At 58.0% G+C, this 21330-nt stretch carries 24 protein-coding genes and 3 pseudogenes; 11 read left to right on the top strand and 16 right to left on the bottom strand.

The features are described from left to right. A pseudogene (locus BM225_RS22215) lies at positions 1-158 on the bottom strand (IS110 family transposase); the annotation flags it as partial. A 136-nt stretch (positions 159-294) separates the two neighbouring features. Here BM225_RS22215 and BM225_RS18310 point away from each other — a divergent pair. Next, positions 295-585: pseudogene (locus tag BM225_RS18310) on the top strand (integrase core domain-containing protein); the annotation flags it as partial. 459 nt (positions 586-1044) lie between these two features. Here BM225_RS18310 and BM225_RS18315 read toward each other — a convergent pair. Together BM225_RS18315 and BM225_RS18320 are read right to left on the bottom strand one after the other, a co-directional pair. Beyond that, positions 1045-1620, bottom strand: a complete 576-nt coding sequence (locus BM225_RS18315) for a hypothetical protein (protein WP_072704427.1) — start codon at positions 1618-1620, stop codon at positions 1045-1047. Between the two features lie 429 nt (positions 1621-2049). Beyond that, complete coding sequence (locus BM225_RS18320; protein WP_092465138.1) at positions 2050-2973, bottom strand: hydrogen peroxide-inducible genes activator; 924 nt, start codon at positions 2971-2973, stop codon at positions 2050-2052. A 139-nt stretch (positions 2974-3112) separates the two neighbouring features. Here BM225_RS18320 and BM225_RS18325 point away from each other — a divergent pair, with 139 nt between their 5' ends. The 4 genes from BM225_RS18325 (at position 3113) to BM225_RS18335 (ending at position 6398) form a co-directional block, all read left to right on the top strand. Further along, positions 3113-3352: a YdcH family protein gene (locus tag BM225_RS18325; protein WP_092465139.1), complete on the top strand. Its 240-nt coding sequence runs from the start codon at positions 3113-3115 to the stop codon at positions 3350-3352. 9 nt (positions 3353-3361) lie between these two features. Next, positions 3362-3520, top strand: coding sequence for a hypothetical protein (locus BM225_RS21885; protein WP_177218658.1), 159 nt, complete (start codon positions 3362-3364; stop codon positions 3518-3520). 424 nt (positions 3521-3944) lie between these two features. After that, positions 3945-5372: a cytochrome ubiquinol oxidase subunit I gene (locus BM225_RS18330; RefSeq protein WP_245780543.1), complete on the top strand. Its 1428-nt coding sequence runs from the start codon at positions 3945-3947 to the stop codon at positions 5370-5372. Positions 5373-5384: 12 nt separating this feature from the next. Further along, a complete protein-coding gene (locus tag BM225_RS18335; protein WP_338060996.1) occupies positions 5385-6398 on the top strand; it encodes a cytochrome d ubiquinol oxidase subunit II in 1014 nt (337 codons plus the stop codon). A 93-nt stretch (positions 6399-6491) separates the two neighbouring features. Here BM225_RS18335 and BM225_RS18340 read toward each other — a convergent pair whose 3' ends face one another. From BM225_RS18340 to BM225_RS18350, 3 genes are all read right to left on the bottom strand, one after another. Continuing rightward, positions 6492-7058, bottom strand: coding sequence for a fasciclin domain-containing protein (locus BM225_RS18340; protein ID WP_072704448.1), 567 nt, complete (start codon positions 7056-7058; stop codon positions 6492-6494). Positions 7059-7210: 152 nt separating this feature from the next. Then, positions 7211-7675 (bottom strand): thiol-disulfide oxidoreductase DCC family protein, encoded by a 465-nt coding sequence (locus BM225_RS18345; protein ID WP_245780547.1) that lies wholly within the window; start codon positions 7673-7675, stop codon positions 7211-7213. 33 nt (positions 7676-7708) lie between these two features. Beyond that, positions 7709-8683: a sodium-dependent bicarbonate transport family permease gene (locus BM225_RS18350; RefSeq protein WP_072704451.1), complete on the bottom strand. Its 975-nt coding sequence runs from the start codon at positions 8681-8683 to the stop codon at positions 7709-7711. 98 nt (positions 8684-8781) lie between these two features. Here BM225_RS18350 and BM225_RS18355 point away from each other — a divergent pair, with 98 nt between their 5' ends. The 3 genes from BM225_RS18355 (at position 8782) to BM225_RS18360 (ending at position 10813) form a co-directional block, all read left to right on the top strand. Beyond that, entirely contained in the window at positions 8782-9681 is a 900-nt protein-coding gene (locus tag BM225_RS18355) for a hydrogen peroxide-inducible genes activator (protein WP_177218659.1), read from the top strand. Between the two features lie 112 nt (positions 9682-9793). After that, positions 9794-9958, top strand: a complete 165-nt coding sequence (locus BM225_RS22370) for a hypothetical protein (RefSeq protein ID WP_338060997.1) — start codon at positions 9794-9796, stop codon at positions 9956-9958. Positions 9959-10090: 132 nt separating this feature from the next. Then, a complete protein-coding gene (locus BM225_RS18360; RefSeq protein WP_338060998.1) occupies positions 10091-10813 on the top strand; it encodes a GSU2403 family nucleotidyltransferase fold protein in 723 nt (240 codons plus the stop codon). A gap of 6 nt (positions 10814-10819) precedes the next feature. Here the strand turns inward: BM225_RS18360 and BM225_RS18365 are convergent, their stop codons facing one another. Next, on the bottom strand, positions 10820-11119 hold the full coding sequence (locus tag BM225_RS18365; protein WP_072704457.1) for a hypothetical protein: 300 nt from the start codon (positions 11117-11119) through the stop codon (positions 10820-10822). A gap of 49 nt (positions 11120-11168) precedes the next feature. Further along, complete coding sequence (locus BM225_RS18370) at positions 11169-11918, bottom strand: hypothetical protein (RefSeq protein ID WP_143095416.1); 750 nt, start codon at positions 11916-11918, stop codon at positions 11169-11171. Positions 11919-12366: 448 nt separating this feature from the next. Between BM225_RS18370 and BM225_RS18375 the strand changes: the two genes are divergently transcribed. From BM225_RS18375 to BM225_RS18385, 3 genes are all read left to right on the top strand, one after another. Then, on the top strand, positions 12367-12573 hold the full coding sequence (locus BM225_RS18375; RefSeq protein WP_072704463.1) for a cold-shock protein: 207 nt from the start codon (positions 12367-12369) through the stop codon (positions 12571-12573). Continuing rightward, a complete protein-coding gene (locus tag BM225_RS18380; RefSeq protein WP_092465141.1) occupies positions 12570-12797 on the top strand; it encodes a hypothetical protein in 228 nt (75 codons plus the stop codon). The genes BM225_RS18375 and BM225_RS18380 overlap by 4 nt, the downstream gene beginning before the upstream one ends. A 233-nt stretch (positions 12798-13030) precedes the next feature. After that, positions 13031-13264: a DUF982 domain-containing protein gene (locus BM225_RS18385; protein ID WP_245780544.1), complete on the top strand. Its 234-nt coding sequence runs from the start codon at positions 13031-13033 to the stop codon at positions 13262-13264. 92 nt (positions 13265-13356) lie between these two features. Here BM225_RS18385 and BM225_RS18390 read toward each other — a convergent pair whose 3' ends face one another. The 8 genes and pseudogenes from BM225_RS18390 to BM225_RS18425 form a co-directional block, all read right to left on the bottom strand. Next, on the bottom strand, positions 13357-14754 hold the full coding sequence (locus BM225_RS18390) for an NAD-dependent succinate-semialdehyde dehydrogenase (protein WP_072704473.1): 1398 nt from the start codon (positions 14752-14754) through the stop codon (positions 13357-13359). Positions 14755-14876: 122 nt separating this feature from the next. Further along, positions 14877-15611 (bottom strand): annotated as a pseudogene (locus tag BM225_RS18395) (GolD/DthD family dehydrogenase). A 9-nt stretch (positions 15612-15620) separates the two neighbouring features. Next, positions 15621-16349, bottom strand: coding sequence for an SDR family oxidoreductase (locus BM225_RS18400; protein WP_072704478.1), 729 nt, complete (start codon positions 16347-16349; stop codon positions 15621-15623). Between the two features lie 27 nt (positions 16350-16376). Continuing rightward, a complete protein-coding gene (locus BM225_RS18405) occupies positions 16377-17108 on the bottom strand; it encodes an SDR family oxidoreductase (RefSeq protein WP_072704481.1) in 732 nt (243 codons plus the stop codon). Positions 17109-17118: 10 nt separating this feature from the next. Beyond that, positions 17119-18399 carry a D-tagatose-bisphosphate aldolase, class II, non-catalytic subunit gene (locus BM225_RS18410; RefSeq protein WP_072704484.1) on the bottom strand — a complete coding sequence of 427 codons (1281 nt, stop codon included), beginning with the start codon at positions 18397-18399 and terminating at the stop codon, positions 17119-17121. Further along, positions 18390-19391, bottom strand: coding sequence for a tagatose kinase (locus tag BM225_RS18415; protein ID WP_072704487.1), 1002 nt, complete (start codon positions 19389-19391; stop codon positions 18390-18392). The genes BM225_RS18410 and BM225_RS18415 overlap by 10 nt, the downstream gene beginning before the upstream one ends. Positions 19392-19410: 19 nt before the next feature. Continuing rightward, positions 19411-20295, bottom strand: a complete 885-nt coding sequence (locus BM225_RS18420; RefSeq protein WP_092465143.1) for a sugar phosphate isomerase/epimerase family protein — start codon at positions 20293-20295, stop codon at positions 19411-19413. A gap of 25 nt (positions 20296-20320) precedes the next feature. Further along, positions 20321-21304, bottom strand: coding sequence for a sugar-binding transcriptional regulator (locus BM225_RS18425; protein WP_092465144.1), 984 nt, complete (start codon positions 21302-21304; stop codon positions 20321-20323). Between the last annotated feature and the right edge of the window lie 26 nt (positions 21305-21330).

Genomic DNA, 21330 nt, shown 5'->3' on the forward strand with positions numbered 1-21330 from the left:
AGAGCCCCAGACAGGCGTTGGAAGTCCTCCAGTGTGTTCAGGATCGTCATGCGCCGACGACGCTTCTTGCCCGGCACCCCGATCAGTACCTCATGTCGGTGTTTGGAAATGTCGATGGCGACAAACACAGTCGCAGTGGTAGAATGGTTGACGGTCATAGTCGGTCTCCTCAGCGGTGTGATTCTGCAAAACCATTGTTGAGACCTGAGACCGGTTATGGCCACACGCTGCGCTATTTGAGGGCTACGCGAGTGGCCATAACCTAAAAAACAGCGCTTCTTCCCGACGTGCTACGGCAGCGAGTTCGTGTCCCGAGACCTCGATCTATGGGCCTACGCAAAAGACGTCACGCTGGACTTCTCGCGACCCGGCAAACCGACGGATAACGGCTTCATCGAGGCGTTCAACAGCAAGCTCCGGTCCGAATGCCTGAACGCACATTGGTTCATGAGCCTTGCGGATGCCAGCGAAAAGCTGGAGGATTGGCGTAGACACTACAACGACGACCGACCACACAGCGCCATCGGATACAACGTCCCAAGCGCACTGCACTTTCCAGATGACGTCACCAGCCCGTCATCGTGATCAAAGGACCGAAACTCCAGCTTCGGGTGGTCCAGAGTTGGTAGGCAGAGCAAATTGGGTCAGACTCTAATCGATGATGGAGGAATGTTCAGTGGCAGGTCAGTCTGGTTTGAACGCGCATACGACGGAGCAGCGCCGGAGGCTCCGAAGCATCGTGCTTGGGCGAACTCTTAACGCTCGGACAGTCCCTCAAGTACGCCTTTTCAATTGCCGCTCACAAACAGGCATTCGCTTGTTACAACCACAGAAACCCAACCTTTAGTCAGACGTCTGATGAATTTTTGAGCAGTCTTTTGACATGTTCCAAATGCATAGCTGCACTGCAGCATTTGTAGTTGTCGTAATGTGCGGAGGAGGTCATATTAGATTTATAGAAGTTGCCTCTCCTCCTCCCTGGCCACTTCTTGGACATTTTGGCGACACACATCTCCTCCTCCCTTGTGTGTCGCCATTTTCTTTTCATCCGAATGAATTTGGCACCTCATGCCCACAGGGCGCGTGACGTGAAGGCTTCCATCGAACTGCTTTTCGCAACTGGATGCGGTTAGTCAGACACCCCTGATGTGAGTCGTCACCACGCATTCCGAATGACACCGCGAAGCTCGGGTCGTTGACTGAAACTAAGCGATGCGGAGGGGGACGGTACAAACGCCTTAGCCCCATTAAATGTGAGCGCATACTGCCCGAGTTCACCTTGTCCACGTCAATACCTGTCGACGTGAGGAAGCTGTCAAATTCGTCCGTGCGGAACGTCGTCGACGCCAATATCGTCAAATCACTCGCGTCAAACTTGGTGAACGACATGTAGTCATCACCATCGGTGACATCGGTCGTATGCAGCAGGTAAACTGCGCCATCGTCAAAAAAGACAAAGGGATTGTACACATCGTCCGTGTCAGGCAGCAGTTGCGCATCCGTGACCAGAGTGCCGTCTGACGTAAAGCTTTGGTAAAATACTCCGGAGGGCAGATTATCGAATGCTGTCCCAGCGTACCCCTGCGAGTCGAGCCAGAAGTAAACGATGTCATCCGACACCTCTACTTAGTCATTTCCAAGAGCGTTGGTGAATCCGCTTTCGAATGCATTATTCAGGGCAATCAATTCGTAGCGGGTGTCGGCCATTGTCGTCCCCGTAGGGTGTTTAGGTATAAGTAGCGCTATTATGCTTTAGGCTATTATGTTTACAAAAGTTACTGATAAATAGTTTCGGCAACCTTCTTCCCTGACCTTTTCTGGCTGTCTTTCACGGACCTGTCACACCAAAGGGTATGCGCCTAGAGCTTTGTTTCGATCGTAGCCCATCAAAGCCAAACCCAGTTCCTAATGGCCAAAATCGCTCATTCGGGATATTCACGCCCCCCTCCGAGGCGTGACATTCTGCGCATTCGTGAAACGCGCGCTTTGGGCTGACCCGACCGGAAAAATCGTAAATCGGGTTAGAGTTCTCTTCACACACGGCTCTAGTCACAGCTTCACGCAATCCGCGAACTCAGAACGTGCAACATCTCGGATGTGCTCTGCCATTTCCACAAAGGCCACGGGCGTCCCGCTCGATTTCCGCCAAGCTAACCCGATTTGTCGTAACCGCGGCGGGGACAACGGTATTGTGCACACATCGCTATCAGCGCGTTCGACTTCGGATCGTGAGTACAGCCCGGGCACCAACGTGACCCCCATTCCCAAAGAGACCATCTGGCGCAGCGCATCCAAACTGGTGCCTTCAAAATCCATGCGCAACTTGGCGCCGGCCAACTCGCACACATCTTTGATCTGACGATGCAGCGTATACGCGGGGTCCAACGTGATGAACGTCAAAGATGATAAGTCCTGTAGACGCGCGCTCTTTGATCGCGCCAAGGGGCTGGCAGTGTCCACCGCCAGCAGCAATGGCTCTCGAAACAAGGGATGGAAGCTGACCTCGTCGTGACCAACGGGCGCTTGGGTCAGGATTAGGTCGTGTTTACCCGCTAACAAATCCTCAACCAGATCTTTCGACGGGCCATCGCGGATGATCAGTTTGAGCTCCGGGTATTTCTCATGCAGCCGTCGCAAGACCCGCGGCATCAGGTAGGGTGCGATCGTTGGCGAGGACCCAAGCCGCAGCGTCCCTCCAAGACCGCTTTCCCCCGACGTCGAACGATGCATTAGACCGTCAACTTCAGCCAGAATGCCGATGGCCTTTTGCGCCACATCGCGACCGGCTGGCGTTAGGATCAATCCACTACGTTTCCTTTCGAGCAACTGCGCGCCAATCGCCTCTTCCAATGCATTGATCTGAAGACTTAGGGATGGCTGACTGATCTCCAATTGTTGCGCGGCGCGGCGATACTGCAGAACACGGGCCAAAACGGCAAAATAGCGTAGCTGGCGCAACGTAATCTCGGTCATGGAACCCTCTGAGCACTTATATAGGAAATTCCTATCTTACTTTATCATATCATTGTCTTCATGTGGGTTTCGACGACGCCATGTCTAGGGGGCAGTCAGCGTTCTGCGGCTGCGCTCGTCACAGATATGGAGGTCCAAGATGAAGAATGATGTGCGTCTCAAAGTGTTCTCCCTAGAGGCACGTCTCGCAAAACTGCGATCTAAACACGGCACCTTGAAAGCACTCATTGCTCGAGAGTTGAAGCGACCAGTCCCCTGCTCGGTTACGCTTCAGACCCTCAAGCGTCAGAGGCTTCGTATCAAAGACGAGATGGTGCGCTGCGTCTCGCGGCTACAGGGCGCCCGCTCCTCCGGGCGGCTTCAAGAGTGGTCGGTGTAGGAGGTGATGATGGGATTTGTGTTTGTCTATCAAGCCACCTACTTCGGCCGCTTGCACCATGGCCAGATCGAAGACTTTGAGGATGCCATTCTTGGCGGCGAAGAGCCAGAAGATCAGGACGGTCCCGACGGCGGCACCCCTCACTTGAAACTTGTAAAATCGACATAAGGAGCGCGGTTATGTTCAAAGGACTTGGTGTCTCAATGCTGCTGATTTGCGGGGGCATGGTGTTGGTGCCTGCCGCGATGGCGCTGATGCTCTGATAAGGGCGACCAGGTAAAAAACCGGGTGCGTGAGGCAGCGGCTTCACGCACCTTTTTTCATTTTATTCACGACCTTGATGCATCCGCGTCATGCGGTCGCGCAAGCTGGATTTAAAGTGCATTTGCACCACATCTTTAGCAACACAGCTACCAATGGAGTGTGCAATGCGTAGGATGGCAACACGGCTCATCCGACAAATCATCGGACAATTTTTATCAGGACTTTGGGCGACCAAGATGCCCCAACCACAGGCCCAGTTGGCGCGGGTAAAAGTGACAGCACCTGACCGAAAGCCGCCGTTCGCCCTCCGCGGTGGAGGGCTGAGAAAATGATGGACACCTTGCTACTGTCTCGCCTGCAATTTGCGGCGAACATCTCGTTTCACATTCTGTTTCCGACAATCACCATCGCCCTTGGCTGGGTTCTGCTGTTTTTCAAACTGCGGTTTAACCGGACAGGTGAAGAGCGCTGGATGGATGCCTATCGCTTCTGGGTCAAAGTGTTTGCACTATCCTTTGCCATGGGCGTTGTGTCTGGCATCACCATGTCGTTCCAGTTTGGTACCAACTGGCCCGGCTTTATGGAAAGCGTGGGCAACATCGCAGGTCCGCTCTTGGCCTACGAGGTTTTGACCGCCTTCTTCCTCGAGGCAGTGTTCCTAGGCATCATGCTGTTCGGCTTTCGCAAAGTGCCCGGCTGGGTGCACACAATGGCAACGTTCCTTGTCGCGTTCGGCACCACCATGTCGGCCTTCTGGATCATCGTGTTGAATTCGTGGATGCACACCCCTGCAGGGTTCGAACTGCGCGAGGGTGTGGCCCATGCCACGGACTGGATGGCAATCATCTTTAACCCGTCAATGCCCTACCGTTTGGTGCACATGCTGCTGGCGTCGGGTCTGACTGTGGCCTTCCTGATCGCTGGTCTGTCTGCTTTCCGCTGGCTGCGCGGCGATCAAGGTGCCGAAGTGAGAACCACCCTGCGCTTTGGCCTGATGACCGGTGCCATCTTGATCCCTCTGCAAATTCTGGCAGGTGACATGCACGGTCTAAATACGTTGGAGCATCAGCCTGCCAAAGTCGCCGCGATGGAGGGCAATTGGGAAACAGGTCCAAACGTGCCGTTACTCCTGTTCGCTCTGCCGGATCAGGACGCACGCGCAAACCGGTTTGAACTGGCCGTTCCGAATGGCGCTAGCCTGATCCTGACCCACCATGCAGACGGCGTCGTACCCGGCCTAAATGACTTTGTGGCCGAGGATGGCTCGCCCCTGCATCCGCGCGTGGCGCCCGTCTTTTACGGGTTCCGCGTGATGGTCGGGACCGGCATGGCCATGCTGCTGCTCAGCTGGGGCGCGATGGTCCTTATGGCACGCCGCCGCGACGAGGCAACAGGATCGTTCCTCAGCACCCGCCGAGGGCTGGACGGACTGCCCAAACCGATGCTGTGGGGCGCACTAGCGATGACTTTCTCTGGATGGCTGGCGACTTTGGCAGGGTGGTACGTGACCGAGATTGGCCGCCAGCCGTGGCTAGTCACAGGTGTCCTGCCGACCGAAGCGGCCGTGGCCGATGTCGCCCCCTCTATGGTGCTGGGGACATTCATTGCCTACCTCGCGATCTATGTGGTGCTGACGCTGGCCTATATCGGTGCGCTCTTCCACTTGGCGAACAAGAAGGCAAAGGGCGACGACGCATCAGGCAAGCCCGAACGCACCGGTCCTGATGGGATCACCGTCCTGACCCCCGCGGAATAAGGAGAGCAGACCATGATGACTCTATTCGGAGATCCGAACCTTTGGCTGCCCGCAACCTTTGCCGCGCTGATGGGACTGTCGATCCTGATTTATGTGGTGCTGGACGGGTTCGATCTGGGGGTGGGACTGGTGTCCCCCCTTGCAACAGAAGCCGAGCGCGACCGCATGATTGCCTCGATCGGGCCATTCTGGGATGCAAACGAGACGTGGCTGGTGCTGGCGATTGGCCTCTTGCTGGTAGCGTTCCCGACGGCGCACGGATTGATCCTATCGACACTGTATCTGCCAGTCGCCGTTATGCTGATCGGCCTGATCTTGCGGGGCGTCGCGTTCGAATTCCGCGTCAAAGCGCCTGCCAGTCAGAAACGCATGTGGGACCACGCTTTCTTTGGAGGATCGGCTATGGCATCCCTGAGCCAAGGGTACATGCTGGGATCCTACGTGCTAGGACTGGGGACGGGTTGGGGCGCGATCGCATTCTCGTTGCTGACGGCGGTGTTTCTAACCGTCGCCTACAGCTTTATTGGGGCGACTTGGCTGATCTTCAAAACCGAAGACATCCTGCAGAAAAAGGCGGTGAAGTGGGCTAAGGGCGGCATCTGGGGCGTCCTCGGGGGGCTAGGGGCTGTGTCGATCGCCTCGCCTCTGGCATCAGAGCGGATCTTTGAAAAGTGGTTCGCCTTCCCAGAGATCGTGCTGCTGGCTCCTATGCCCATCGCCTTTGCAGCGCTGTCTATGCTGCTGATCATGGCGCTACGGCATCTGCCAACGCAGAATGATAATTGGGCGTGGTTTCCCTTTGCCGCGACTGTCGCACTGTTTGTTCTGGCCTTTGTCGGGCTGGCCTATTCATTCTACCCCTACGTGGTGCCCGAGCAGTTGACGATCTACGAGGCAGCCGCAGCGCCAGAGAGCCTGATCATCATCCTCTTTGGGGCGCTTTTCGTTCTGCCGGTAATCGCAGGATACACCGCTTTGTCTTACATCATTTTCCGAGGCAAAGCGACGGCACTGCGTTACGATTAGGGCCAGCTGCAGAGGCGTCCGCCCATCATCGTTCGCAATAAAAAGGCCGCGGCAGACTGCACTGCCGCGGCCTTTGTTGCTATGACTTACATCTTATTTCGGCAGCAGAACTTTGTCGATCACGTGAATGACGCCGTTCGACTGACGGACATCGGCGGTCGTGACTTCTGCGGCGTTACCACTTTCATCATAGATGAATACGCGCCCCGAGGGCGTCAGCTGCGCGGACAGTGCATCGCCCGAGACAGCGTTAAAGTGGTAAAAGCCATCCGACGACATCTTCACCGCAGAGGTGATATCCTCGGCGCTCCAGTTTCCTGCGACCACGTGAGCCGTCAGAATTTTCACCAGCATGTCCTTGCTTTCAGGCTTCAGCAGGGTCTCGACCGTGCCCTCAGGCAGCGCCTCGAATGCGCTATTTACAGGGGCAAAGACGGTAAAGGGGCCTTCGCTTTGCAGGGTATCCACCAGACCGGCGGCCTGCACGGCGGCGACGAGGGTGGTGTGATCTGCAGAATTCACAGCGTTCTCGACGATGTTCTTGTCCATGAACATGGGTGCGCCACCGACCATCGGGTTTCCAGTTTCCGAATGGGACGCGGCAAAGGCAGCGCTTGCGCATGTCAGGGCGAAGGCGGTTGCTGCAATAACGGTTTTCATAGAATGTCTCCTCCAAGGTTCGTGCCTCCTTTACGGTGGAAACCGAGGAAAAGACGAAGGCGCCCGATCACATTAAAGTATTCTTTGTAAGTGGATATTTTTGTAGATTGAGCTAACGAAATGACTTGTAGCCGAACTCTGCTAAAAAAGCGTCAGCGCCCACATCCGCACTCATTCGCAGGCCGTGCCCCAAGACGCGATGCGATCTTCGACAGCAAAGGCCGCACGGGCAGAAACAAACGGTAGCCAACCTCCATCACCGTGGGGACACCGGGCAAACTGCCGATCCGCGCCGCCCACCGCCAGCGGGGCAGCACCTGCCAGATCGCGACAAAGCCGCGTGCCCCAGACACCAGCGCGCCATCGGCCCGCCGTACGTGGAAACGGCGCATGGCATCGCGCGGGCTTAGGTCCGGTCCCGGATTTGCGCCCTCTTGGGACACGTCGACAAAGTTCAAGCGCTCTGCCCCCTTTTGCCGCTTGTAGTGATTGATCTCGGCAGTGCAGAGCGGGCAGGAGCCATCGAAGTATCCTGTCAGCGTCTCGTTAGGTTCGGCAGGGGTCGGCACAGCGTCTCCTTGGGCTTTGGGATGTCCTTTGGCCTGAAGCTGTGCCACTGTGTGCAATTGGCAAGTCCTGCGGCGATCTGATCAGCCCCCAACCCCCGCCAGCCACAGGTACAGCGGCAGTCCCAGCGTGATGTTGAAGGGGAAGGTCACGCCAAGCGACAAAGTCAGATAAACGCCCGCCTCGGCCTGCGGCAGCGCGATCTTCATCGCCGCAGGGACCGCGATATAGGACGCCGACGCCGCCAGAACCATCAGCAGAAACAAGCTACCCGTTTGCAGACCGATCACCGACCCAAGGCCCCATGCAAGCGCCGCTCCGACAACTGGCATCACCAGTCCAAAGGCAAAAAGGCCCGTGCTGAGCATGTGCTTGTTCTTGAGCAGGCTGCGCCCCGCCGACAGCCCCATATCCAGCAGGAACAGACACAAAATCCCCGTGAACGGTGTGACAACAAAGGGCGCGATCATCTGCATGCCCTTGTCCTGCGTCACCGCCCCGATCACAAAGGCTCCTGTCAGCAAAACGATAGAGCCGTTCGCGAACAACTCGCGGATGGGCACGCACTTCGTGTCCCCTTGGGACCGGCCAAACCGCGCGGCAATCCACAGAGCGGACAGGATCGCCGGCACCTCCATCGCGGCGGCGACCGCCACCATGTAACCGTCGGCGGCAATCCCTGTCAGATCCAAGAGGCTTGAGGCCGCAACAAAGGTTACGATCGAGATTGACCCGTAGTGCCCTGCCACCGCCGCCGCGTTCATGGCATCCAGCCGCGTCATCACCCGCAGCAGCATGAACGCGATAAACGGTATCAGGAATGACAGGATCAGCCCCGCCCCGATTGCCAGAAACAGATCAGCGCGCAGTCCGTGCTGCGCCAGACTGTGACCGCCTTTGAACCCGATGGCGAGCAGAAGATAAAGCGACATGAACTTCGCCGCGCCTTCGGGGATGGACAGGTCACTGCGGACGACTGCGGCCAGCAGTCCAAGGGCAAAGAACATAATTGTCGGCACCATAAGGTTGCCAACCAGGCTGTCGAGAATAAGGGGCATATGCGGTCTCCTGATCTGAGGGTTGCCGCCTCTTGCCCGAAATTCTGCGATAGCATAAATACAATCTGGTCTTTATTTTCATATCTTGAGGCTATGATATGCGCCCTACCCTGCGTCAGATGGAATACGTGGTCACGGTTCACCAAATCGGGAATTTCGGGTTGGCCGCTGATGTGCTGCACGTCAGCCAACCCAGCCTCTCGAACCAAATCGCCACGGTCGAAGCCGAGCTTGGCGTGCGCTTGTTCGAACGTGGCCGCAGCGGTGTGACGACGACTTCTCAGGGTTTGGAGTTCGTTTCGCGGGCACGGCGCATTCTGTCGGAAGTCGAAGCGCTGAATGCCGCCATGACCAGCAACCTGCCCTTTGGCGGGCGTCTGCGTCTGGGTGTTCTGCCCTCAATCGGGCCATATTTGCTGCCTCAGGTCGTGCGCAGCCTGCACCAGAGCCAACCTGACCTGCGCGTGGCCGTGCGAGAAGAGAATACGTTGGGCTTGGATGAAGGGATCCGGAACGGACGCTTTGATGCCATTATCTCGACCCCCGAAGACCACCCGAACACACAGCAACATTTTCTGTTCACAGAGCGTTTGTGGGCCGCCGTGTCCCACGACCATCCCTTGGCTGCAACAACGCAGATCACATCGGACCACCTGAACGGTCAGCGCTTGCTAACGTTGGACACCGGCCACCGGTTGGCGCGGATCGTCTATGGGATTGCGGGGCAAAACGGCGGGATCGTCTCCAACGATTACGAAGGGACCAGCCTGGACTCGATCCTGCTCATGGCCGCAACGGGCGCGGGCATGGCGGTCCTGCCCGATCTGTTCGCCCGCCGTCAGGCCGTGCACAGAGAAGAGGTCAAGGTTATTCCCCTTGCGGTACCCGAAGCCGACCGCGCCATAAGCCTGATGCTACCAGAGCGCGCCACTACCGACGAAAGCACTGATTTGCTCATGAAATCTCTGAAACTGGCAGCCACACAGTTCGGATTGTAGCGACGCGGCCACGTGGGCCGAAGGCCCCCTCCCACACCCGCTGCATTGCCAGTTCAAGCCATTACTATACAAAAATTATTCGTGTGTAGTAATTCGGGCAGGGAGCCATCCAATGGCAGAACTTCGGAGCGTGGCGCGGTCAGCATACAACGACCTTCTCCGTCTTTTGCACGACGATCAAGTGGCCAATCTGCGTGGCACTGTCCGACAGAAGGAAGTCGGCGGCAAGATCCACTGGTACACGGCAGAACGTATCGGGCAGGACCTGAAGTGGTGATACATCGGCCCCGACACGGATGAAACACGCCAGCGGATTGAACGTCTGCGCGAACTGCAGGAACATGCCCCCGACCGGCGGCGGGAACGAGCAAGGCTTGTTCGCCTGCTGCGCGCCGAAGGACTAACCCCTGTGAATCGCGAAACCGGTAGCCTTCTGTTCAACATGAGCAAAGTTGGAACCTTTCGCTTAGGCGGCACTCTGATCGGGACAAACGCGTTTCGCCTCATGGAAGGGGAACTGGGTCTGACCTTGCCCCGCGACGGGGCCGAAAACACCGGAGACATCGACATCGCGCAGTTCGAGCGGCTCTCTCTGGTGCTCGAAGATGAAGTGCAGCCGTCATTAGCCGAAACCTTTACAGCGCTGAAATTCGATCCGGTCGAGGCTTTGGATACCAATAGTGTCTGGCGGTGGCGGCAAGCGAAATCAGGAACGCTGGTCGAGTTTCTCACCCCCTCTTTTGAAGAAAATGAGGGGATCAAGGCACTGCCCGCGTTGGGTGTCAAAGCGCGCGCCTTGCATCACCTGAACTATCTGATCGCAGATCCCATTCCGGCGGCCGCCCTTTATCGCGAGGGCGTTTTGGTACAAATCCCCCGCCCCGAGCGGTTCGCAATTCACAAACTGATCGTGACAGAGCTCAGGCGTGATGGCGCAACCTCTGACAAGTCCTACAAAGATCGCCAGCAAGCCAAGTGGCTGATCGAGAACATGGCCGAAGATCGGCCCATGGACGTGTGGGAGGCCTACCAAGACGCGCGCTCCCGCGGGCCAAAATGGCGGGATCGGATCGCGCGGTCTCTGGACCGCATACCATCCCTGCAACAGGTTCTAGAGGATTGCGGGGGATAGGCCCGATTACTGGTCAAGACTGTCCAGATAGCCCCTGACAAACCCACCATCTTGGGCCACGGGCGCCTGCTGCTGCGGGGCGCGCGGCCGGATGGTCGGGCGAACATTGACCACTGGCTCTGCCTGTGGAGGCAGCGTCCGGATGATCGGGGTCGGTGTGGCTGCGACGTTGGAGTAATCACTCACTGGCGCAAATGGCATGGCCGCGAACTGAATATCGAATCCGACGATCGCCCTTTCGCCCGCATAAGCCATTGGCACAGCGCAAAATAAAACCGATGCGAGGGCAATTTTTGCATAAAACATGGTTCTCTCTTTCGATGAGCCAATCATTTGAAAATCTACCTAAAAGGTTTCAGAAACCACGAGCAATTGTCAAGGCAAGCTGCCTGTGGCCTTGGGCCTGCGTCACGTCGAACACGCCTAGAGAAAAATTCCAGCGGGGCAGTTTTCTCAAAGCAAAGCCCATTCCAGCGTATATCTCTTTTGTGGTGCCGGACAGGCTAAGGTTTATAGATTGCGAAACACCAACGCCGATCCCGACAAACGGCTCTTGGTCATTGATCCCAGACCCATCCGCAGTCGCGGCATGATCGCCATAACCGATGGTCAACTGTACCGGCATCTCACCACGAACCCCATTTACGGTGAACAGGTGTGAAAGATAAGCGGCATAGGCAGGTGGGCCGTCTGCGGCATCTCCCCATGCCGCCACGTTTGTGGCAGACACCCCCGCAAAGGTCGCCGAACTCTCGGAAACATGCAGGGCACGGGACAGGCTGGCCTGCAATGCGCCGTCCTCGGCAAACCCGATCAGCGATGTTATTGTCGCACCGACATGGGCGCTGACGCCGCGCACTGGGTTGCCAAAGGTGTACCCCAATAACAGATCACCATCCGCCTGATTGATCGGATCACTTCTGTCCTCGGTATCGCGTCTGGGATGCACAAGGACCAGACCGACATAGCCACTGCCCCCCGGCGCGGGCAAGGCACTGGGAACCCCGAAAATACTAGGAAACCGAAGCGATCCCCCATCACTTTGCGCGAAACTCGGAGAGCCTAAAGCGGCAATCAACGCAATCGCTGAAAGTACTTGTTTCAAATTTCTGATCCAATACCGATGGTAAACGGCGGTTCGAATAAATTACTTGTCGTGGTGCCCTCTTTTTCGGATTCCCGCAACGTCTATAGCGTCGCGGAGAAACAGCAGATCAAAAGAGCACGCTTTATAAACAGACGCGCGCTGAAAAATACGCTGCACTCGGTTTTCAGGCGGTGATTAATCGCCAAGGCTGACCCGATATTGCCAGAAATACGAGCTAATCAAAGCAACTACGCCTGCCCAGAAAAATGCTTTCGTTTAGCGCTGTCATGAAAACTTCATTGACTGCCCCTTGTCAGAAGCCCGCGGTGCCCCCATCTTCGGAGGGCTTACGTTATCTCTCTTCGACACGCTGCTGCCGCTATTTGTGGCCCCGGTTGATCGACTTGGATCGACTTTGCCGGGCTGCCGCAGTCCCGCGGCCAGCATGATCAAGGAGACCACGGATATGGCCAATGGCACCGTGAAATGGTTCAATTCCACCAAAGGTTTTGGGTTCATCCAGCCGGACGACGGCGGCAAAGACGTCTTTGTCCACATTTCCGCCGTTGAACGGTCGGGCATCTCGCGCCTCGATGACGGGCAAAAGGTGACTTACGATCTCGAAACCGGTCGCGATGGCCGCGCTTCAGCCAGCAATCTCGCTCTGGCATGAGTAACGTGCTGGGAGACCTCCTCGCGGGTGTTCCGGCCGGCGGAGCAAAAGGCCGGACCGCCGGCAGCACTCAGCGCACTAAAGGCGACGGGCCGGTGACGGCCCTCGACAAAACGTCGACCGCCGCTTGGAGCATCCTCGACGAGGAAGCCGAAGCGCGGGCGGAAAAGACCGCGCGGCTCAAGGCCGCACGGCAAGCCCGTGACGGCGGCAAATCAGAATGATCCCATTGCCCGGTCGATCCACAGGTCTGATCGGGCAACGGATCCCCTACATTGGCGCATTGGGTCCCATGCTTTGACGGTGGGATCCAAACACTGCGCAGCGAGATTTTTAGAACAGTCCCCACCCCCGATGGGTAGGGGCACGGCGTTAGACGCGCAAGGCAGGTTTGCCCGCTCCGCCGAGACGACACACTAAGGTTAAAGATATGATGGAAATTCAATGGGGTAAGCCAATGGCCCTGATCACCCCCCAAGATGGCAGCATCGAACATTTCAGCACGATTGAAAAAGCACGCTATTGGCTGCGCCGGAAATGGCCGACCGACGATTCCAATCGTGACGCGGCGCTGGCCCAGATTGATGCAGCAATGGAGTGCCTGACGCCCGTAGAAGAGGCACGGCACGCATTCCTCGTCGCGGCTTTGTCAGCGGGTTATCGCGCTGAACACCAACGCGAATTCGCTTAAAAATAGGCGCGGCCATGTGCGGTCGCCCCATTTGATTGGCACAAAGAAAGGCGGAGGCATCATGGCCTCCGCCTTTTTCGTTCTCAAATGTCTTAGCTCGGCAGCGTGATGGCCTTGGCGTTGATGAATTCGGTCATGCCAAACCCACCATGCTCGCGGCCATAGCCACTGTCTTTCACACCGCCGAACGGCATTTCAGGTGTGGCAAGATTGAAGTGATTGATGAACACCATCCCTGTGTCGAAATGCTTTTTGGCCAACTCAAGTGCGCGCTTTTCGTCGCGGCTAAAAATGCCACCACCCAGACCAAAGCGACTGTCGTTGGCGATGCGCATGGCGTCTTCGTCATCTTTCGCGCGAATGACCGACGCGACAGGACCAAAGAGTTCTTCGTCATAGGCTGGTTGCCCGGGCTTTACGTCGATCAGCACGGTAGCGGGGTAGTAATAGCCTGTGCGCTCGGGGATTTCGCCGCCGACCTCAATCTTGGCCCCTTTGTCCACGGATTTCTTGACCTGATCATGCAGTGTTTCGCGCAGATCCTTGCGCGCCATCGGACCAAGGTCAGTATCCTCTGCGGTTGGATCGCCAAGAGTCACGTCGCCCATCGCCTTGACGTAGCCCTCGACAAAGTCTTCATAAACCTTGTTCGACACGATAAAGCGTTTGGCGTTCACGCAAGTCTGACCGTTGTTGTAGATGCGGCCCGCAACGCAGGTTTTCACTGCCAGCTCAACATCCGCGTCTTCTAGCACCAGATAGGCGTCGTTCGAGCCTAGCTCCATCACGGTTTTCTTCAGGTGCTCGCCAGCCTTGGCCGCGATAATGCTACCGGACTTGGCGCTGCCAGTCATGGTCACACCGCGCACCAGCTTGTGGCCGATCAATTCGTCCGACTGATCGTGATCAATAAGCATGACGGTAAACAGGTTTTTGGGCAGACCTGCTTCTTCAAAGACTTCTTTCAGCATTAGGCCGGATCCCGTGCAAATCTCTGCGTGCTTCAGAAGGACACCGTTCCCCGCCATCAGGTTCGCAATCGCGTAGCGCACCGCTTGATAGGCAGGAAAATTCCACGGTTGGATTCCGTAAATGACGCCGATCGGGGCCTTGGTGATCGTACCCTTACGCCCGTCTTGCAGATCGCGCGTCTCATCGGCCAGAACCTCGGGGCCTGCCTCTGCGGTCCAGTCGCAAATGGCAGCGCACAGATCAATCTCGTCGCGGCTGTCCAGCAAGCGCTTGCCCATTTCTTGGGTCATCAGCTTGGCGAACTCTTCCTTGCGATCACGCAGCTTCGCGCCAATCGCTTTCATAACCTCGCCGCGATCCTTGTGGGACTTCAGGCGCCACTCTTCGAAGGCGGCGTGGCATGCCTCTAGTGCCGAGATCATCTCGTCATCGGACATCAACGGATAGGTGTCGAGCACTTCTTCCGTGGCCGGATTGGTGGTGGTCATAGCGCGGTCGGGACGATGCGAGTCCTTCATGAGATGTCCTTTCGTAATTCAATATCTGCGGCCCCAACGTGCCCGTCCCAAAACACGTTCCTTGGGCATTGATCACGACCGGTTGATTGCAAACGCAGGACATCGCGCTAAGGACGATACGACTAGCGGACCGTATACCCTCCGTCGGCGACCAGATTTTCCCCTGTTATGATCCCCGCCTGAGCCGAACAGAGATACAGGGCCGCCGCAGCGATTTCCGAGGGGCGTGCGAACCGGCCCACGGGGATATCCCGCTTGGCCTGCGCGCCCTTTTCTCCGCTCCACCCGACCAAGGACATGGGCGTTTCGACAACTGTTGGTGAAATGGCATTCACCGTGATCCCGTACCGCGCCCACTCGACGGCAAGCACTTTGGTCAAAGCAACCAAGCCTGCTTTGCTGCTGCCGTAGGCGGCGTGCTCAGGGATGGCGACCACTGCAGCCTGACTGGCCATGTTGACGATCCGGCCCGCACCACTCTTCTTGAGATACGGCAACGCCGCACGAGCCATGAGCCATGGCGCACGCAGATTGATCGCGTGGGTCTTATCCCACAAGTCGATGGTTTGATCCTCGGCGGGGGCAACCACGCCGAGACCTGCATTGTTGATCAGAATGTCGATGCCCACCGCCGTTCCGACGCGCGGGACCGCTTCCGCGATAGCGTCAGGGTCGGACAGATCGATGACCCAGCTCGAATGTCAATCGCCCTTTAAAGTGCGCGCCATATCCGTACAGTCTTCGCGGTCGACCAGCGCCAAACGTGCGCCAGCTTGGGCAAAGGCTTCTGCCATCGCGGTACCGATCCCGCCCGCCGCGCCAGTGAGTAGAACGGATTTTCCCGTAAAGTCGGGCATAGCACCCTCTCAGATATCAAAGTTGGTGGGCAAAACGATCATATCGCGGATCGTGACGTTTCGGCCGCGTGTCAGTGCGTAAACAACCGCATCCGCGACCTCTTCGGGGTCGATGAGCGAGCCACTCTCTTTGGCCTTGCGCAGATTTTCCTCTGGCCAATCGGCCAGAAGCGCCGACACGACTGGCCCGGGCGAGACTTGGCCGACACGGATGCCATGCTCGCGCAATTGGCGGCGCATCGTCTGCACAAAACAGGTGATCGCCCATTTGGAACCGGAATAGACAGGCTCCCACGCAATGGCACTGTGTCCGGCGACAGAACACGTCACCCAGATATCACCGACACCGCGCTCCTTCATATGAGGAATTACGCCAAGGGTATTCTTCATCACCGCGTTGACGTTCAGGTTCAGCATTCGGTCGATCCCGGCAGAATTGGTTTCATCCAGATCCCCGCCGATATACGTCCCTGCATTCAGATAAAGGATGTCGATATGTGGCACTTTATCCAGAATTTCTGGGATCATGGCATCGCAGCTGTCCGCGTCCAGCAGATCAGTGACTTGGGCAATCGCTTTGTCCCCAAGCTCGGCGATCAATGTTTCTAGCGCAGCTGTGTCACGATCAACCATGACCACAGTGGCCCCTTCGGCCAGCAGGGCTTTGGTCGTCGCCAGACCAATGCCAGAAGCCGCACCGGTGATAGCCGCGATTTTTCCGTTCAGGCGTTCAGCCATTTCAGTTCTCCGTAGATAGAGGTGGATTTAGACAGCCAAGAAGCCGCCATCGATCGGCAGCATCGCGCCCGTGACCATGGGGGCGTCGCGTCCCATCAGCATCAGGATGGATCGCGCGACATCCTCGACCTCGGCAAAACGGCCCATGGGGTGACGGGCCATCATAGGGTCGCGCACGGCAGGATCGGACCACGCAGCAGCGGCCAATTCGGTCATCGTAACTGTAGGGGCCACAGCGTTGACGCGGATGCCGTGAGGTCCAAGCTCGCGTGCCATCACGCGGGTCGCAGCCTCTAGCCCCGCTTTGGACGCGGCGTAGGCCATGTGACTGTTAAAGCCCCGATGCCCTGCAATCGATGTGACGTTCACGATCACCCCGCCGCCTCCGGCTTGAACCCGAGCGCGGGCGAAGTCCTGCGCGCAGATCAGAGCTGCCCGCAGATTGATCCCCATGACGGTTTCGTACCCGTCATCGGTCATCTCGAGCACGGTTTCCAAAATATTGGTACCAGCGCAGTTGATCAGTCCATCGCACAGACCCGACTGCCCCATAGCCGTGCGGGCCGCAGCGTTGTCCATTAGGTCGGCGGAAATTGTTTCGCAGCCCGTCTCAGCAGACAGGCTGTCCAAGTCTACCTGGGTCCGCGCGATGGCGATGGCGGTTGCGCCGCGGCGCGACAACTCTTGTACGCAGGCACGGCCGATGCCTTTGCCCGCGCCAGTCACGATAATGCGTTTGCCTTCGAAATCTTGGCTCATGGAAATTCCTTTAGAGGTTGGCCGCGCCTGCGCAGGCGGCGTGATAAGAATGCAGGCTCTGGCGCACCCGCCAGATCAGCAGCGTTTCAGGATCAAGGGGCGCGCTTGCAAAGCTGGCGGCAGCAGGCATGTGCTGCCACATCAGCGGCAGGGGGACGGATTGGCCGCGCAGGGCATCCAATAGGGTTTGAACTGCCGTCTGTGCCTCGAGCGTCGTCCAGTAGTAGCGAATGCGGTCCGACAGCGAATAATGGCGTAGGACGCGCTGCTCGGCCTCGGACCCGTGGTAATGACGCTCCCAATTCTCGGGAGCACGGGTCATCAGCGCCTCCATCGCGCTGAACAAAGGCCGGGCGCCATAATCCGGCAACAAATCGCTCGCGATCAGGTCGAGCGCATAGAGCGCCTCTCGTAGGACAAAGGTTAATTCCGGCCCGACCTTCAGGATCGGAAAGCCGTCACGGACCAACTGAGCCAAGGGCGTGGAACCTTGGTAATCGGTTGAATGCGCCTCGAAGATCAGTTGGGGATACGCACCCAAAACTTGGGTCAGACCCGTCGCAGCCTCTGGTCGATAGAGGATCGTGTTCTTGTTGCCGAACTCCACACCGGGCTGGACGACCAGGCCCAGTACACGGGCGAAGGCACTTTCCAATCCTTGGTCTACGAAGACTTGCTGATGCACCGCCAGAGTGTCCCGGGCGGCATTGGGATCGGTCGGAGATACTGTCGTGAGTTCGTGATCTGCGCCGCCGGGAGGTGGGACTTCGGTACCGATGATGTAGTGGGGCGGCGGCAGGCTTTGCGCTTGCGCGGTCTCCTCGGCCACGCGAGCCAAGCGCGCAGCGCGATGGGCTGTGGTGGTATCATCCAGCGCTTCGGGTTCACCTGCGCAGCCCATTGAAGCGTCTAGATGTATCTTGCCAAAGCCCGCCGCGACATAGGCCGCAACCATCTGTTCGGCTTGCGCCATCGCATCTTCGGCGGGCAAATGGCGCCACGGGTTCGGCCCTAGATGATCACCCCCAAGGATGATCAGATCGCTGGGGCATCCCTCGGCTCCGGCCAGATCATGCACCACCTGCGCGAAATCCGTGGGGGTCATGCCTGTGTAGCCGCCAAGGTGGTTCACTTGGTTGCACGTCGCTTCGATCAAGACTGTGTCGCCCGTAGCTCGCCCGTGTTGCAAGGCGGCGCGGAGCACAAGTGGGTGCGCAGAGCAGACCGAGGGTATTCCGGCAGGCTGGCCGCTATGATATCGCGGCGCGAGGTCGGTCAGGGCTAAGGGCATCGGGTCAATCGCTTTGTTTCTGAAATGAATTGGTCGAGTTCGTCGCGCGTGCCCGCGCCCTCCATCGGGCCACGGAAGGTGACGTTCCGCGCCCCTGCAGCATTGGCATAGGTCAGCGCTTGGCTTGGCGTCATCCCAAGGCGGCGACACGCCACATAGGCCCCGCCAAAGCAGTCGCCCGCGCCAGTTGGGTCCATTTCGGTGACCGCAAAAGCAGGCGAATGGGTGCGGGATCCGTCAGCCAGCGCACAAGTAGCCCCATCTGCCCCGCGTTTGATCGCGACCTCTTTGACGCCTGATTGGAATAGGCGCTCCAACGCAGCTTCTTCGCCCGCTTCGACGGGCAGATCAGCGGCCAGATAGAGCTCATCCCCAGAGGGCAGCAGCAGGTCCGCCATCCCCACCATCCGCGCGAACCGGCGACCGGTTTCGCCATCCCCGCGCAGCTCTTTGCGCATGTTTGGATCGAGTGAAATCGTGCCGCCCCGCGCCTTGATCATCGCTGCTGCACGTTCTGTCATCTCCCAAATCGACTGGTGCCCCAAGAGGGTGCCCATGACGTGCAAATGACCCGCGCGGGCGCAGACAGGCTCAACCCGATCATCCCATGCCAAGGCCCCAGCCGCAGAGGTCCACATATTGAACACGAAATCCCGCGCACCATCGGGCCGATATCGGACAAAGGCGGTTCCCGTGGGCAAGACGGGGTCCGTGCGGATCCCACTCACATCAACGCCGTCCCCTTTCAGTCGCGCGATGTTCGCGCGGCCAAAATCGTCGTTGCCCACGGACCCCACCATGGCGGCCGCTCCTCCGATGCGGCCGGCCTGGTCCACGAATATCGCGGGTGCCCCGCTCGGATAGGGTCCAATGAGTGGCACAGGGTCCAAGAACCCCTCCCCAGCGGTGGTCGCCACGATCTCGGCGAGTATCTCACCGATGCACAAGGTCGGTCCCAGCGCGTCCGGCGCTAGGTTGGTTTCGTTTGTCATGTCGGTTGGTCCTTGCGGATCAGGCGCGGATGTTGGTCGCGCGTCGTCGTTCAGCCTCAGCCCATTTCATCTCGATGAACTGCCTGGCATGGGCCGCCAGAGGGTCGTTTTCGGTCCAAGTATCGCGCCAGATCGCACAGGCGAGCGATAGCCCTTCGTCCATAATGGCGGTGGAAAAGCTCTCGAAAACCACGTCGCGGTCGTATCCGATCTCGACCAGCGCATCGAAAACAGGGTCCCAGTCAATGGTGCCGTCCCCAAGATAGCCGCGATTGGATTCCCCGATGTGGAAACAGCCGATCTTGTCGCCCGCCAAGCGGATCGCGGCGGCCAGATTGGCCTCTTCCATCTGCATGTGGAAGGTATCCATGTGCAGGCGGACGTGGTCGTTTCCAGTGTCACCGATGAACTTCATCCCCTGCGCGGTGGTGTTCAGCAGATTGGTTTCAAAGCGGTTCACCACTTCCAGCACCAGATCGACGCCTGCAGCCTCGGCAATCTCGGCGGTGTCCGCAATCGCGTGCACCGAGTTTTTCCAGCCATCGGCAGTGGGCTGACGGTTGTACTTGGTGTGCGCCGAATACAGGATGCCCCCCAGTTTATCGCCGCCCACATCGCGCACGGCGCGGACCGCGTCGGCCAACATCGCCCTGCCTGCTGCAACTACCTCTGGATCTTCGGACGACACGTCCGCTGATACAGGCAGCCCCATGGTCACGCCGATCTGCACATCCAGGTCCTGGCTCTTGCGGGCCAAGCGGTCTAGATCGAACAACTCGGGGCGCAGATAAGCGAATTCGATACATCGATAGCCATGCTCGGCCGATTTCTCGAGCGCCATCTCCAGCCCCTCTTGCGTCTGGCCTCCCGTCCAGACGAAGGAGTGTATCCCTAGGCGTTTCATTTCAATTTCCCTCCCGAAACGACCGCTAACTGGCGATCGGTGGTGCCTCCGAAGCTTCGGCAGACATCAATAGTTCTGCAGTCACATCATCCGTGACCAAAGTATCAACCAGCCCGCGTTTGCAGGCGGCGCGAATAATTTCGACTTTGTGAGGACCCGCGGCTGCCATGATTTTCTCTGGCACGCGCTGAACCGTTTCCAACAGCATTCCCACGGCGCGGTCATCGACCTCTTTTGAGACCGAGTTTCCGTCGTTATCCAAGAACTGCCCCAGCACATCACCGATGGCGCCTTGCTCAACCAGGCTCTCGGGCGTCAGCTCGCTTGGCAGGCCATGGCTAACAAGGAATGATTTGTTCGAGACGTTCGAGCAGGTCAGCAGCACCGCATCCAACGTGTCGAACTTCTGGAAATGCTCCCGTAAGGCGAATTGGGATAGGAACAGGTCGCGGTCCAGCCCTTCGGATAGATAGATCGGCGCCGTCAGGATCGAGTAATGCGCCCCCAAAGCACGCGCGAACCCCGATGCAATCCCGAAAGAGTTGAACGACGACCCTTGCGCGGTCCCCCCGAGGATGGACACGACCTCTAGGTCGGGATGGTTCTGCTTGGGCAGTCGAGCAATCGCCGCATCCAGCGTCAGCCCCCAAGACACGCCAAACGAAGACCAACCGCCTGCTCGCATCCGCTCTGTCAGCAGCGCAGCTAGCGCCGCTCCCGTAGGTTGGTGGTAATCATAGTTGTCACGATTGGCGGGGGCTACAATCGCACGGTCGATGCCGAACACGTTTTTCAGCGTCTCTTGCGCATCGATCCGCGTGCTAAACGGCGACTCGATCTGGATTTTCACCATCCCCAAGGACCGCGCTCGCTGGATTGCCTGATTAACGCGCAAGCGGGTGACATCCATCAGCCGCGCGACTTCGGCTTGGGTCATCTCGTTAACGTAGTAATGCCAGCAAACCTCCGTGATGAAGGCTTCGCTATCCTCGATCAGCTCGCGTGCCATGGTTCGACGTTCCTCCTTGATGCGGT

Origin of the sequence: Donghicola eburneus, assembly GCF_900115865.1 — a bacterium.
Lineage (GTDB): Bacteria > Pseudomonadota > Alphaproteobacteria > Rhodobacterales > Rhodobacteraceae > Donghicola > Donghicola eburneus.

Excerpts from the sequence above, each read along its gene's own strand:
- BM225_RS18320 (WP_092465138.1), bottom strand. The coding sequence starts at position 2,973 with ATGACCGAGATTACGTTGCGCCAGCTACGCTATTTTGCCGTTTTGGCC.
- BM225_RS18325 (WP_092465139.1), top strand. The coding sequence starts at position 3,113 with ATGAAGAATGATGTGCGTCTCAAAGTGTTCTCCCTAGAGGCACGTCTC.
- BM225_RS21885 (WP_177218658.1), top strand. The coding sequence starts at position 3,362 with ATGGGATTTGTGTTTGTCTATCAAGCCACCTACTTCGGCCGCTTGCAC.
- BM225_RS18330 (WP_245780543.1), top strand. The coding sequence starts at position 3,945 with ATGATGGACACCTTGCTACTGTCTCGCCTGCAATTTGCGGCGAACATC.
- BM225_RS18335 (WP_338060996.1), top strand. The coding sequence starts at position 5,385 with ATGATGACTCTATTCGGAGATCCGAACCTTTGGCTGCCCGCAACCTTT.
- BM225_RS18340 (WP_072704448.1), bottom strand. The coding sequence starts at position 7,058 with ATGAAAACCGTTATTGCAGCAACCGCCTTCGCCCTGACATGCGCAAGC.
- BM225_RS18350 (WP_072704451.1), bottom strand. The coding sequence starts at position 8,683 with ATGCCCCTTATTCTCGACAGCCTGGTTGGCAACCTTATGGTGCCGACA.
- BM225_RS18355 (WP_177218659.1), top strand. The coding sequence starts at position 8,782 with ATGCGCCCTACCCTGCGTCAGATGGAATACGTGGTCACGGTTCACCAA.
- BM225_RS22370 (WP_338060997.1), top strand. The coding sequence starts at position 9,794 with ATGGCAGAACTTCGGAGCGTGGCGCGGTCAGCATACAACGACCTTCTC.
- BM225_RS18365 (WP_072704457.1), bottom strand. The coding sequence starts at position 11,119 with ATGTTTTATGCAAAAATTGCCCTCGCATCGGTTTTATTTTGCGCTGTG.
- BM225_RS18375 (WP_072704463.1), top strand. The coding sequence starts at position 12,367 with ATGGCCAATGGCACCGTGAAATGGTTCAATTCCACCAAAGGTTTTGGG.
- BM225_RS18380 (WP_092465141.1), top strand. The coding sequence starts at position 12,570 with ATGAGTAACGTGCTGGGAGACCTCCTCGCGGGTGTTCCGGCCGGCGGA.
- BM225_RS18385 (WP_245780544.1), top strand. The coding sequence starts at position 13,031 with ATGGCCCTGATCACCCCCCAAGATGGCAGCATCGAACATTTCAGCACG.
- BM225_RS18390 (WP_072704473.1), bottom strand. The coding sequence starts at position 14,754 with ATGAAGGACTCGCATCGTCCCGACCGCGCTATGACCACCACCAATCCG.
- BM225_RS18400 (WP_072704478.1), bottom strand. The coding sequence starts at position 16,349 with ATGGCTGAACGCCTGAACGGAAAAATCGCGGCTATCACCGGTGCGGCT.
- BM225_RS18405 (WP_072704481.1), bottom strand. The coding sequence starts at position 17,108 with ATGAGCCAAGATTTCGAAGGCAAACGCATTATCGTGACTGGCGCGGGC.
- BM225_RS18410 (WP_072704484.1), bottom strand. The coding sequence starts at position 18,399 with ATGCCCTTAGCCCTGACCGACCTCGCGCCGCGATATCATAGCGGCCAG.
- BM225_RS18415 (WP_072704487.1), bottom strand. The coding sequence starts at position 19,391 with ATGACAAACGAAACCAACCTAGCGCCGGACGCGCTGGGACCGACCTTG.
- BM225_RS18420 (WP_092465143.1), bottom strand. The coding sequence starts at position 20,295 with ATGAAACGCCTAGGGATACACTCCTTCGTCTGGACGGGAGGCCAGACG.
- BM225_RS18425 (WP_092465144.1), bottom strand. The coding sequence starts at position 21,304 with ATGGCACGCGAGCTGATCGAGGATAGCGAAGCCTTCATCACGGAGGTT.